This window comes from Sciscionella marina DSM 45152 (assembly GCF_000379465.1).
In the GTDB taxonomy this organism is placed as follows: Bacteria; Actinomycetota; Actinomycetes; order Mycobacteriales; family Pseudonocardiaceae; genus Sciscionella; species Sciscionella marina.
Map to the genome: position 1 here is coordinate 483947 of NZ_KB905403.1, position 11941 is coordinate 495887.

The following is an 11941-nucleotide window of genomic DNA, read 5'->3' on the forward strand; positions in this document are numbered from 1 at the left end:
CTCCCCGCACCGGCACCCGCCCCTGACGTCTACAGCGAGCTCTGGCAGCACAGAGCAGATGTAGGGAACTAGGAAAGCGAGCGGCTCGTCACTGTCAAGGGCTCGGCCAGGCGGTGGTCAATGGACGACAAGGACGGCGCATGTCGCGTGTTCGGCGCAGGCGGCGCTCACCGAGCCCATGAGGAGTCCGGCGACGGCTCCGTGTCCGCGGGAGCCGACGATGAGCATGGAGGCCGAGGAGGCCTCCTCGATGAGCACGCTCGCGCTGTCGCCCTCGACGACGACGGACTCGCATGCTTCCGGTTGCCGGTCACCGAACGCCTCGCGCAAGGCGTCGTGCTGGATGCGGCGAGCCCACTCGTCGTCGCCACCGATCACCTCGCTGCCGTAGACGTCTTCGGCCGAGGAGGGCGCCTGCCATTCGGTGACGATCCTCAGCCCGGTGCCCAGGGCGGCGCCGAGGTTCCCGGCGATGCGCAGTGCCATGACGGAGGAGGGCGAGCCGTCCACCCCGCCGATGACCGCGTCGGAGACCTCGGTGACCGTGTGGCTCACGGGTGCGGCTTGCGGGACCTGCCAGATGTACGAGCTTCTCCTGCCACTGATGCCCGGCGATGCCCCGGTTGACGACGGGGCGGGGACCGCATGAGCGTCCCTGCGTACGAGGCTGTCATCGCTGCCACGGCTCGACCCGGGGTTTTCGTCGGCGCCACGATGGTGATCGTCGCGCTCGCCTGCCTGGGCTTCGCCTCGGTCAACGTCTTCTCCGAGGCGACCGGGTACGTCGACGCCGACCCCTGAATAGCCCGGCCGTGGAGTCGGCGTTCCACCGGCCGATCGCCGCTGATAAACCACGTCCGGGCGGGCGATGGTGGCCCAGTCCTGCCAGGGGCTGCATGGCCACCAACTCGACCTCACCCGGTGCGGCTTGACACAGCCTTGCCATCGCCGCGATGTCACCATCGCAGATGTCGTCCCGGATGGCGTCGAGGCCGTCGATCGCGGCGCTGGTCGCCGCGCCCAGTTGGTCCAGCGTGCTGGCCGGCTCGAGCGGCGGAGTGATCACGAATCGCTCACGGATCTTAGCTGGTGCCCGACTGGCCGAGCTGTTCCAGGGCGCGCAGCACCTGATCGGACGACGGGGACATTTGCAACGCGGACGAGGTCATTGGCGGCACCTTCAGTGAGAAGTCAGGTTAAGACTCAGCGTCAGGACTTACAGCGGCAGGTCAAGGGACCCGGCGAACTCGCGTAGTAACCGGTTCGAGCGTTCGGGCTGGTCCCACAGCACTTGGTGGCCGGCTCGCTCGACGAGTTGGAACGTCACTTCGGCACCAGAGTGCTTCTGGATCTCTGCTGCGACGTCAGGCGGGGTGAGCGGATCCTCAGCGCCGGCCAGCACAAGCAGCGGCTCACGCACCGTAGACAGGTCGGCGCGCAGGTCGAGGTCGGCGAATGTGGCCATGAAGTGCTCGTTGACCTCGGGCGTGGTGATCCGCTCATTGACGATCCGAGTGAGCACGTCGCCCGGCGGGCGCAGCCGGGCCAGTGGCGCGCAGACCCGAGCCCATTCCTGCTCGTTTTCCGGCGACGGATCGTGGAGAGTCCGTGCCATCACCCGGGCGGCGTCCTCTCCCCCGAGTTCGCGGTATCGCTCGATGATCTCGCTTGCGGCAGCCCTCCGCGCCGAAGACCCGACGATCACTCCACCCCGAACCACGCCGGGATGGCTGGCCAGAAATCGCTGCACCACGAACCCGCCGAACGATGTCCCGACCAGCAGAACGTCCGTCAAGCCGAGAATTTCCACGAACTGACGGACATCGTTGGCCCACTGGTCCAGTGTCCAGTGGGCTGGATCCGATCGGTCGCTCCGGCCGTGGCCGCGCTGGTCGGGAACGACCACTGTGGCCCAGTCCTGCTGCGGCGCAAGGAAGTAGCGCAACTGCGCGCCGTCGATCCCCGGTCCGCCATGCAGGCCGAGAACAACCGGCTTGCGCGAGTCCCAGGACCGCCGGGTGGAGGCGGTGAAATAGATGCCGACGTCGGCTAACGTGATTCGCAAAATGCGTCCCATCATCGTGAGGTGGACCGACCGACGGGTCGGCCGGCGAACCGAATCCGGAGGTCGATCGGGAACAACGTGCTGTTGGTGGAGACAGACTTCGGGAGCACTCCACTCAGCTTGACGGCCGTGCCGGGGGACTTGCTGAACAAGCTCGTCGAGGCGCCGCAGCGCGAGATCCGCAGCCACGCACCGGCGAGCGCCTGCCCCAAAGGGGAAATACTCCGTGATCCACGGACGCAAACTAGCCCATCGCTCGGGCCTGAACTTCTCGGGCGTTGGGAAGCGTCTCCCCGTCATCCGAGCCGACCTCATCGTCGTCGCCGACTTTGGCCTCCTGCCGGTTTCCCCGGACGCCGCGGGGGCTTCTACCGGCTAGTGGATGCCTCCTACGAGCGCTGCGTGCTTGCGGTCAGCTCAAATCTTCATCCGTCAGGATTCGACGAGATCATGCCGAAACCCTCGCCACGGCGACCGTCGATCGGCTGCTGCACCACGCCCACGTCGTGGTCACTGAAAGTGACAGCTACCGGCTTACCGAAGCCACTACCGGCAAGGGGGTGAAGCTTTTCACCTAACAAGCTCGGGGAGAAACCCTGTCCACCAGCGTGGAATTCTCCTGTCCACCCACGGGGAGAACAATGTCCGCCACCGGGGAGAAGACCGGCTCTGGCACACTTTCCGTGAAGCCGTGGACTGGGTGCACGGTCGAACTCGACAGGAGTTGTTGCGGAGACCCGTGAATCGCTGTCGCCCATCGAGATCCGGCCGACCAGATGGCACGCGACATCCTACGATCCGGATCCGGACGACCTACCAGATCACGACAAGTGCGCGAGAGCCAAATTTCTTACAGTCCCGAAGCCCACATCCGAGTGCGCTGTGGCGGCGTTGAGTGCTGTCGTGCTCGAGTGATGGTGCAGGGGTGGCTGTGCGGTCGGTGTTGGTGGGAGGTCTCGCCGGTAGGCTCATTCGGTGCCCAGGGTGCGGTTGAGGTGCTCTACCTTGCCGTTCTGCCGGGGCCTCTCAAACACCCGTGATGACGGAGCGGCCGGGCATCGCCGTGGTGACCGGGGCAGTGGTGGGCTTCGTTACGGGATCCAGTTCTCGATGCGGCAAACCTCGGCTTGGCGGGGGAACACCTTGGTTGTCAGCACGCGGTGCACTTCCTCGTCGCCATCGAGGCAGCCGTCGGAGAGCACCGTGATGCGATAGTCGAGATCGGCGGCCTGGCGGAGCGTCGAGAGCACCACACCGCTGGTGGCGATACCGCTGAGGACAAGGGTATCGATGTCCGAAGCACGCAGCACGACGTCGAGGTCACTGCCGGCGAAGGCGCTGACCCGGCGTTTGGTGACCACGATGTCGCTTCCCTGCGGGGTGATGTCGGGATGGATCTCGGTGTCCCTTTCTCCGATGAGCATGCCGCCCGAATCGGTAATGGCGCCGAACCCGCGGTTGCGGCTGCTCACTTCGGGATATCCGGCCCGAAATCCGACAACCACATAGATGACCGGGAGCCGGGCGCTTCGCGCGGTGGCGATCGCCTGGCCGAGGCGGGGAAGGTAGTCCGGGAAACCTTCGGTGAACCGGGAGACGATTCCCTGCTGTATGTCCATGACCAGTAGTGCGCTCTTCGACACGGATTACTCCTTTCAGTATGACCGCTGGTGGCGGCCGCGAAGCAGTGAGGCGATGGCTGCGACCACGGCCATCACGGCCGCTGCGGTGAACACGGTGACCAGACCCTGATGGAACGGTGCCGAAACCAGGGACGGGAAAAAGCCCTTGCCCGTGAGGATGTCTGCGTTGTGCTGCGGCAGAGCCTGCAGTACGCCGCCAGGGGCGAGGAGGTGCTCGATCGGGTTGTTCCCGAGGAAAGTCGCGAAAAGCGTGCTGACCGGAGGGAGTGCGGCCACATGGCCGGCGACGGCGGTGGGAACGCCCTGGGACTGCAGTCCGTTGGACAGCGTGAGCGGCAGCGATCCGGCGAGGCCGGAGATCATCAGCGAGAAGAACACGCCGATGGACAGGGCCGTTCCGGAGTTCTGGAAGGTGGACCGCATGCCCGAGGCGACCCCGCGCTGTTCGGGCGAGACACTGCTCATGATCGCCGAGGTGTTCGGTGCGGAGAACATGCCTTGCCCGACGCCGCTGCACAATAGCAGGACGGCGAACAGCGGGTAGGAGAAGTTCACCGGCAGCGAGAGCAGGCCGATGAACGAAGCGGCGACGATACCGAGGCCGGTGGTGGAAAGCGGCCGGGCACCGAATCGGTCGGAGAGAAAACCGGAGACCGGTCCGGCCAGCAGGAAACCCACGGTCAGCGGCAACATGTAGATGCCGGCCCACAACGGGGTGTCCTCGTAATCGAAACCGTGTAGCGGTAGCCAGATTCCCTGCAACCAGATGATCAGCATGAACTGCAGTCCACCGCGCGCCACCGCCGTCAACAGTGCCGCGAGGTTACCCGCAGCGAAGGCACGGACCCGGAACAGCGCCAGGCGGAACATCGGTTCGGCGATCTTGGTCTCGGCGACACAGAACACGATAAGCAGCAGCACCCCGAGTCCCAGCCCCCCGAGCACCCAGGGGCTTGTCCAGCCGGTCGGGTGCTCACCGTAGGGCTGGATCCCATATGTGATCGCGGCCAGCAACACACCGGTCCCGGCCGCGAAGGTGAGGTTGCCGATCCAATCGATCCGCGCTGCCCGGCGCTGCCCGGTCTCACGCAGGCTGCGATACGACCAGACCGTGCCGACCACCCCGATCGGCACGCTCACCCAGAACACGGCCCGCCAATCGATCGCGGCGAGCAGCCCTCCGGCGACCAGGCCGATGAACTGCCCGGCCAGGGCGGTGATCTGGTTGATTCCCAGGGCCATACCGCGTTGGCGCGCAGGGAATGCGTCGGTCAGGATCGCCGCCGAATTCGCGGTGAGCATCGATCCGCCGAAAGCCTGGACGATCCGCCAGCCGATCAACCACAACGCACCCGGCCCAGCGCTGAGAGGGTCCAGCGAGAGCGCGAGCGAAGCGCACGCGAAGATCGCGAAACCCATGTTGTACATGCGGACCCGGCCGAAGATATCGCCCAGTCGCCCGAGTGCTACCACCAGCACCGCGGACACCAGGAGATACCCGAGGATCATCCACAGTAGGTACCCGATGTTCGCTGGAATCAGCGGGTCCAGGCCGATTCCCCGGAATATCGCGGGCAGCGAGATGATCACGATCGAACCGTCGACCGTGGCGATCAGTACTCCGAGGGTCGTATTGGACAGCGCCACCCATTTGTAGCGGGGCCCCACGGTCGTGCCGGTGTCGGTGGTGGTCACAGTTTGTCCCCGAGCCGGTCGAGCAGCGGTAGCACGGCGAGCAGCTTGCGGCGTTCGGTCATGGTGAATTCCGCGGCCAGCACCGCGGCCAGCCGTTGCACACTCTCGGAGCGCCGATCCCTGAGCACCTTGCGACCCGCAGCAGTGAGCGACATTCCCACACGCCTGCCGTCGGCCGGATCGGTGTCGCGTCGCACCAAGCCCCGCCGTTCCAGGACGGTGAGCGTACTGCCCATCGCCTGCGGCCGGACCCGTTCGAGCTCGGCAAGCTCACCAGGCGAGCGCGGACCGTCCCGCTCCAACCGGCCCAGCGCCGACACCTCGGACATCGTCAGCTCGCCGACAGCGTGACGCTGTCGCAAACGCCGGGCGACCCGCCCGATCAGCAGCCGCAACTCACCACCGAGCTGTACCAGTTCATCGGACTCACGATCCCGCATATTTAGTAACAATAGACTTATCAATCTACTATTGCGAGTGGCGGAGCACTATGTCCGGATGATCCCGGTATCGGGCCGAATCGACGAGGGGCAAGACTTGCCCCATAGGGACAGGCATCGATCGAAGCGATCGAGTCGCGCGCGGTGACCGCCCGCAAACACCGGCAACTGATCCACGACCTGCTCGATAAGGTTGAGGCCGCCCGAGATCACCGCAAGATCGATCTCGGCTTGAACACCGTCAAACGCTACGCGCGCATCGATCACTCCGGCGGTGGTGTAGTGCCGCAGGGCGTGCTCGGCCCCGAGGCAACCGGTCACAAGGTTGGGACCATGCGTCCTTTGGCGGCATTGAGCATGGAGGCCGAACACCGCGCATCTCGAGGTCGACACTGTCCCCGAGCCGACCGGTTTCGCGGGGACGCCGGTGCCGTTGGGGCGAGAACAGTTGCACCTCATCGCGGCCGTCGGCATACACGCCGTCGCGACGGCGGAACCGGGATGCACCCGCCGGGGACGGCGCACCGCCGACGATGTCGGCTGCCTGTGACCGTGACGAGCCCGCTACCCCGGAAGGAATCCGGCTGCTACCGGCTGCTGAGCTCGGCCAGCGCAGCAGCCGGGTGCCGGTATCGCTCGCTGTCGTTTCAGCTCGCGGCGAGGGCAGCGTATTCGGCGTCGGTGAGCAGCCGCGAACGGATCAGGAAGCGGACCCCCTCGGGCGCTTCAAGGGAGAAGCCTGCGCCCCGGCCGGGCACCACGTCAATGGTGAGGTGGGTGTGTTTCCAGTACTCGAACTGAGCCGCTGACATCCAGACCGACACCGGTTCATCGACTCCGGGCACAGTCAGATCACCCAGGTGGACATCGGAGCTGCCGATGTGGAAATCCCCTGCGGGGTAGCACATGGGTGAGCTGCCGTCGCAACACCCGCCGGACTGATGGAACATCAACGGCCCGTGCATGCCGGTGAGCCGGTGCAGCATGTCCGCGGCGGAAGTGGTGACATCGACCCGCTGCATCGCAATCCCTCTTGTCTTCGTCAACGAGTGGGGCGCTCCAAACGGTCGCCTTCCACGGCCGGTTTCAGAACAGGCCCTGCGGCTGGTCTGAGTAGCTCACCAACATGTTCTTGGTCTGCTGGTAGTGATCGAGCATCATCTTGTGATTCTCTCGCCCGATGCCGGATTGCTTGTAGCCGCCGAAGGCGGCGTGGGCGGGATAGACGTGGTAGCAGTTGGTCCAGACTCGCCCGGCCTGGATATCGCGGCCGGCCCGGTACGCGGTGTTGATATTTCGCGACCACACCGCGGCGCCGAGCCCGTAAAGGGTGTCATTGGCTGTCTTCACGGCATCGTCGTAGTCGTCGAACTTCGTGACCGACACGACCGGGCCGAAGATCTCCTCCTGGAAGATCCGCATCTTGTTGTCGCCCTCGAAGATCGTGGGTTTGATGTAGTACCCACCGGAGAGCTCACCGGCCATCTCCGCGCGTTCGCCGCCGATGAGAACTTTGGCGCCCTCCTGCTGGCCGATGTCGAGATAAGAGAGGATTTTCTCGTACTGGTCATTGGAGGCCTGCGCCCCGACCTGCGTTTCGGTGTCCAGCGGGTGTCCCTGCACCAATGCCTCGGTGCGCTTGATGACGTCGGGGACGAACTCTTCATAGATGCCTGCCTGGATCAGCGCACGCGACGGGCAGGTGCACACCTCACCCTGGTTGAGGGCGAACATAGTGAAGCCCTCGAGAGCCTTGTCGTAGAAGTCGTCTCGATGCGTGGCGACATCGTCGAAGAAAATGTTCGGCGACTTCCCACCGAGTTCCAGGGTCACCGGGTGAATGTTCTCCGAGGCGTACTGCATGATCAACCGCCCCGTCGTCGTCTCCCCGGTGAAGGCAACCTTGGCTACCCGCGGGTGCGCGGCAAGCGGCTTGCCCGCCTCGGCGCCGAACCCGTTGACCACGTTCACCACTCCTGCCGGGATCAGATCGGCGATCAGCGAAAGCAGCACATGGATCGAGGCCGGAGTCTGCTCGGCGGGCTTGAGCACCACCGTGTTCCCCGCGGCCAGCGCCGGGGCCAACTTCCAGGTCGCCATCAGAATCGGGAAATTCCACGGGATGATCTGCCCGACAACCCCGAGCGGCTCGTGGAAATGGTAGGCCACCGTGTCCGAGTCGATCTCCGAGATGCCGCCCTCCTGAGCCCGGATCGCAGCGGCGAAATACCGCCAGTGATCTACCGCCAGTGGGAGATCAGCCGCCAGCGCCTCACGCACCGGTTTGCCATTCTCCCAGGACTCGGCCACGGCCAGCTTTTCGATATTCGCCTCGACACGGTCGGCGATACTGTTCAACAGCGTCGAGCGCTCAGTCGCCGAGGTCTTCGACCACGCTCCGAAAGCACCCGCGGCCGCCTCGACCGCACGGTCGATGTCCTCGGACGTGCCACGAGCGATCTCGGTGAAGTCTTGCCCCGTCACCGGCGTCGGATCGGCGAAATACTGCCCCTTGGCCGGTGACAGATACTCGCCGCCGATGAAATGCCCGTAGCGAGACTCGTAGGAAACCACACTCCCCGCGGACCCCGGGGCGACGTACTGGGTCATGACAACCTCCACCCACCCGCTCAGCAGGACAACTGACCGTGAGCTCCGCATAAGCGGGAAAAACTCGATCACAAGGCCGTATCTGCGGTGTCTTCATGCTCATGGTAACGCGGTACCGACATTATGCGGTAGGGGCAACAAGCCGTCCGGACCAGACGCAAGAGCAAAGGCCGCCAGGGTCCCCTCCCAGCCGCCCTCCGGCGCAGTACTGCTGCGAGGGCGTTCACCCCTCGAGCGACCCCGATGGCACCGGATCGATGCGGTGGTGGCCAGGAACCGTGGTCGTCACCGGCTGTTTCGCAGCGGTGTGGGATCGCGGTAGGCGCGCCAGCAGGTGACGCGGAAGGGCACTTCGATCCTGCCGTCTTGGCCGGGTTCGCTGTGCGCTCGGATGTATTCGAGCGCTCGTGTTTCGGTCCGGGTTTTTTCGGTCGGTCCGGCGGTCAGCACGGGGCTGTGCGTGCAGACCCAGGTCGCAAGTTCGTCGGCACGCATCTGCCTGTTCCAGTGGAAAGTGGCCTGCTGCCATTCGGCGAACGGCAGTCCGGGCGGTAATCGCGGCGGTTGCCTACGCCTCGCGCCGGGCGCGGTATCGGCGCCGTGGCGCATGGTCGCCAATCCAGACAGCCACCGCTGTGCGGGCTCGTCGAGGCCGCAGTACAGCACGGCCAGCACACCGCCCGGGCGCAGTACCCTGCTGATTTCCTGCCCGGCATTCGGCTGGGTGAACCAATGCCACGCCGAACACACCAGGACCGCATCGAGGCGTGCGTCGCGGATGGGGAGCGCTTCCGCGGTGGCGGTGATCGTCGTGATCTGGGGTGAGCGCTCGTGCAGCAGCCGGTTCATCCGGGCATCGGGCTCGACCGCGACCACATGCCTGGCCCGTCGCGCCAACACGCGGGTGGCGATGCCGGTTCCCGCCGCGAGATCGAGCGCGAGCTCGCAGCGCTGCGGCAACGCCCAGTGCAGCGCGAGCAACGGCGGTGCGGGACGGGTCTGGTCGTACTCTTCGGCTACGAGACCGAATGAGCGGGCGCGCGAGCGTCGCGCTACGCCGGAGGGGTCGGGTTCCTCCGGCAGCCGCAGCGTTCCGAGTACAGGCAGACTCCGGCCACGCTCCGACGGGACACCCGACCGGCGAGCATGCCACCAGCTGCCCAGATACACCGCAGCGATCACCGCGCCCACCACACCGGCCGGTATACCCACGAACAACCCGATCGTCGCCCCGATCCCCAAACCACCGCTGTCACCCGAACTAGCCAGCACGGAGAGGGCTGACAGGACCGCAACCATGGCCCGAAGCATAAGAACCGCCCAGTGAGACCGCCGTTCGGTCGCCAGCCCGGTTGCCGCGGACGTCGCCCCCAACCCGTTTCAACCCGCCCCCTACCGAATCACCCGTATGCCAAGTCGGCCTTGCCCAACATCGACTCGATCACCGGAGATCAAAAGTCACCGGGAACCGCAATCGACGGCAAAAGGCGCAGTCCAGGCATACCGGACAGCAATCCGACGCTCATCAGAGCCGAAACTCCCGAATCCATACCCGGCATCCCTGGGTGCCGGAGGGACTGGCTGGCCCCTTTGTCAAGCTGTGAGTGCGTGTTGGGCTCGAGTGTTGTTGATCATGGTTCGGTGGATGACCTCGAGAGTCGGCGTTTGAGGATTCGTAGGGCCTCGAGTCCGCCGTTGCCGTTGGCTTTTCTGCGGGCGATCATGGCGCGTGCGTCAGGATGCCAGTGGGCTTGTGTGTGGGCGATCTGGTGCGGGGCGGCGTTGAGGTGCCGATTGCCGGTACGTGACAGACGGTGGCGAGTTCGATTGGATGACCACACCGGCAGCGGCGCGGTTGCGGTATGCCTGGCGTAAGCGTCTTTGGAACGAAACCGTTCTATGCCGGCGGTTTCGGCAAGGATCTTCGCTGCCGTAAGCGGACCGCATCCGCAGATCGTCAGCATCGGGGGCGCCAAACGCTGCATGAGTGCTGTGATCTCTGCGGTGAGCTGATCGATTTCCGCGGTCAGGGCACGGCCGTGCTGCATCAGCGCGTGAGCGAGTCGTGCGACTATGCCGGTCAGCGAGCTGAGTTTGGTTTCGATCTTGTCGTACGCACTGGTTCGTTCGATCTTGGTCGGTGGTGTCCAGCCGGGATCAAGTTCATGCAAGTGCCAGCGCTCGACCGGCGCCAGCACCGGCACACGGCACAAGATTCGGGTCGTCGAAATCCGCCGAGATCGCGGTCCGACCATGAGAGAGTCGCAATCCAGCGGATGGCCTTCTGCGTCACGACACGACCCGTGGCTCATGATCGACTGCACATTCAGGCTCCGCCACGGAAGCTTCCTCCCGCGTTGCCGGAAACACGGGCCCACGTCGGCGGCACCCATGCTGACCACGTCCGCTGCCTTGATATGGGTTCAGCGGGGATCTTGGGCCGGTCGTAACATAGGAGTGAGCACGGGTGATGAACCCACCTGCACTTCGCCCAATTTTCGAAACCCGTGGCGTTCGTAAAGACGAATGTTGCGTGGGTTCGTCGAAGTAAGATAGGCAGATTTATGCTCTGCGTCACAGCGCCGAAGTCCGTGCGCCAGGAGCGATCCGCCGTAGCCCTGCCCGCGTCGGCCGGGCTCCACTCCGATCAATGGTAGATACCAATGATCTTCTGTCGGTTGAAAGCTGTCCATTTGGTCGAGGAATTCAATTGCCTCATCCTTGATGTCTGGGTCGAACTCTTCGATTACCGTGCCAAAGGCGTTCTCGTCTGAGTGAACCCCGGGGCGGAGCCACGTGGCGGCTCCAGCTCCGTCATTGGTCACATCGAAAGACCCATCTTCGAAGCCGCTGCCCGCGAGAGCATCTCGCATTCCAGGGAAGGCCTCCGCGAATTTGCCTGGCCGTGAGTACAGCCAGCGGACGGTTGGATCATCGCAGAACGCCAGAGTGAGCGTCGCCTTCGCATCGGCGACATGGCCGGGGCTGCCAGACACGACATTCATGAGTGCTCTCCCATCGTCGAACCAGACCAGTGCACACATCTACATGTACAGGTTAGCCTGGGTCTTTCGTGAGCGGATGTACGACACGGGCTGTAGATGCACGAAAGTGCCTGTCCTGCAAGGGATAACGGGCTTGCTGGAGTCCATGATCGTCCGAGCCGGGACGCACCCGGCGGGTGAAGCGTGACAAGCCAAGGAAACGAGTCGAGATTACTGCGAACGGGCGGGTGTCGTGTCGCACGCCGGGACATGCGTACCGCGGGAGACCGCCGAGCACACCGGTTTGATCGGCGGGATCGGCGGGGCGCTGCTGGATACCCATAAGGGTCCGCCCGGCATGCTCCGGGACGGTGCCGCCGGGCTGACGCGACATCAGCACTCCGCATTCCTTGTCTTCTCCGAGCGAGGGAACGGAGGTGTTACATCCGTTTGCTATCACGTCACGAGCGCCGCGAATTCCATTCGCGGGCCGGACGGCCCCCC

General features: G+C 64.8%; 13 protein-coding genes and 1 pseudogene. 2 read left to right on the top strand and 12 right to left on the bottom strand.

The features are described from left to right. Positions 1 to 117: 117 nt before the first annotated feature. Positions 118 to 555 (bottom strand): universal stress protein, encoded by a 438-nt coding sequence (locus A37U_RS53105; protein WP_040588776.1) that lies wholly within the window; start codon positions 553 to 555, stop codon positions 118 to 120. Between the two features lie 90 nt (positions 556 to 645). On the opposite strand from A37U_RS53105, the gene A37U_RS53110 reads away from it, so the two are divergent. Continuing rightward, the gene (locus A37U_RS53110) at positions 646 to 801 is read left to right on the top strand and encodes a hypothetical protein (protein ID WP_020499798.1); all 156 of its coding nucleotides are present in this window, start codon (positions 646 to 648) and stop codon (positions 799 to 801) included. Between the two features lie 415 nt (positions 802 to 1216). Here A37U_RS53110 and A37U_RS0127020 read toward each other — a convergent pair whose 3' ends face one another. After that, positions 1217 to 2080, bottom strand: coding sequence for an alpha/beta fold hydrolase (locus A37U_RS0127020; RefSeq protein WP_240437677.1), 864 nt, complete (start codon positions 2078 to 2080; stop codon positions 1217 to 1219). 165 nt (positions 2081 to 2245) lie between these two features. Then, a pseudogene (locus A37U_RS55060) lies at positions 2246 to 2380 on the bottom strand (cytochrome P450); the annotation flags it as partial. Between the two features lie 14 nt (positions 2381 to 2394). Here A37U_RS55060 and A37U_RS50100 point away from each other — a divergent pair. Next, a complete protein-coding gene (locus tag A37U_RS50100; RefSeq protein ID WP_276142693.1) occupies positions 2395 to 2643 on the top strand; it encodes an ATP-binding protein in 249 nt (82 codons plus the stop codon). Positions 2644 to 3156: 513 nt separating this feature from the next. Here A37U_RS50100 and A37U_RS0127030 read toward each other — a convergent pair. From A37U_RS0127030 to A37U_RS50105, 9 genes are all read right to left on the bottom strand, one after another. Then, the gene (locus A37U_RS0127030; protein WP_020499801.1) at positions 3157 to 3708 is read right to left on the bottom strand and encodes a cysteine hydrolase family protein; all 552 of its coding nucleotides are present in this window, start codon (positions 3706 to 3708) and stop codon (positions 3157 to 3159) included. A 12-nt stretch (positions 3709 to 3720) separates the two neighbouring features. Continuing rightward, positions 3721 to 5403 (bottom strand): MFS transporter, encoded by a 1683-nt coding sequence (locus A37U_RS0127035; protein ID WP_020499802.1) that lies wholly within the window; start codon positions 5401 to 5403, stop codon positions 3721 to 3723. Next, positions 5400 to 5843, bottom strand: a complete 444-nt coding sequence (locus A37U_RS0127040) for a MarR family winged helix-turn-helix transcriptional regulator (protein WP_020499803.1) — start codon at positions 5841 to 5843, stop codon at positions 5400 to 5402. The genes A37U_RS0127035 and A37U_RS0127040 overlap by 4 nt, the downstream gene beginning before the upstream one ends. 48 nt (positions 5844 to 5891) lie before the next feature. Further along, positions 5892 to 6110, bottom strand: a complete 219-nt coding sequence (locus tag A37U_RS0127045) for a hypothetical protein (RefSeq protein ID WP_157183035.1) — start codon at positions 6108 to 6110, stop codon at positions 5892 to 5894. Positions 6111 to 6490: 380 nt separating this feature from the next. Continuing rightward, positions 6491 to 6865: a DUF779 domain-containing protein gene (locus tag A37U_RS0127055; RefSeq protein WP_020499806.1), complete on the bottom strand. Its 375-nt coding sequence runs from the start codon at positions 6863 to 6865 to the stop codon at positions 6491 to 6493. 64 nt (positions 6866 to 6929) lie between these two features. Continuing rightward, positions 6930 to 8453 carry an acetaldehyde dehydrogenase ExaC gene (gene exaC, locus A37U_RS0127060; RefSeq protein WP_020499807.1) on the bottom strand — a complete coding sequence of 508 codons (1524 nt, stop codon included), beginning with the start codon at positions 8451 to 8453 and terminating at the stop codon, positions 6930 to 6932. Positions 8454 to 8738: 285 nt separating this feature from the next. Beyond that, positions 8739 to 9752: a class I SAM-dependent methyltransferase gene (locus A37U_RS45470; RefSeq protein WP_157183036.1), complete on the bottom strand. Its 1014-nt coding sequence runs from the start codon at positions 9750 to 9752 to the stop codon at positions 8739 to 8741. 332 nt (positions 9753 to 10084) lie between these two features. Continuing rightward, on the bottom strand, positions 10085 to 10657 hold the full coding sequence (locus A37U_RS51010) for an IS110 family transposase (protein WP_020499809.1): 573 nt from the start codon (positions 10655 to 10657) through the stop codon (positions 10085 to 10087). A gap of 219 nt (positions 10658 to 10876) precedes the next feature. Beyond that, positions 10877 to 11497: a GNAT family N-acetyltransferase gene (locus tag A37U_RS50105; RefSeq protein WP_083933857.1), complete on the bottom strand. Its 621-nt coding sequence runs from the start codon at positions 11495 to 11497 to the stop codon at positions 10877 to 10879. Positions 11498 to 11941 lie beyond the last annotated feature (444 nt).

Coding starts and splice junctions, on each gene's coding strand:
- A37U_RS53110 (WP_020499798.1), top strand. CDS start 646: ATGAGCGTCCCTGCGTACGAGGCTGTCATCGCTGCCACGGCTCGACCC.
- A37U_RS0127020 (WP_240437677.1), bottom strand. CDS start 2,080: ATGATGGGACGCATTTTGCGAATCACGTTAGCCGACGTCGGCATCTAT.
- A37U_RS0127040 (WP_020499803.1), bottom strand. CDS start 5,843: ATGCGGGATCGTGAGTCCGATGAACTGGTACAGCTCGGTGGTGAGTTG.
- A37U_RS0127055 (WP_020499806.1), bottom strand. CDS start 6,865: ATGCAGCGGGTCGATGTCACCACTTCCGCCGCGGACATGCTGCACCGG.
- exaC (WP_020499807.1), bottom strand. CDS start 8,453: ATGACCCAGTACGTCGCCCCGGGGTCCGCGGGGAGTGTGGTTTCCTAC.
- A37U_RS45470 (WP_157183036.1), bottom strand. CDS start 9,752: ATGGTTGCGGTCCTGTCAGCCCTCTCCGTGCTGGCTAGTTCGGGTGAC.
- A37U_RS50105 (WP_083933857.1), bottom strand. CDS start 11,497: ATGTGTGCACTGGTCTGGTTCGACGATGGGAGAGCACTCATGAATGTC.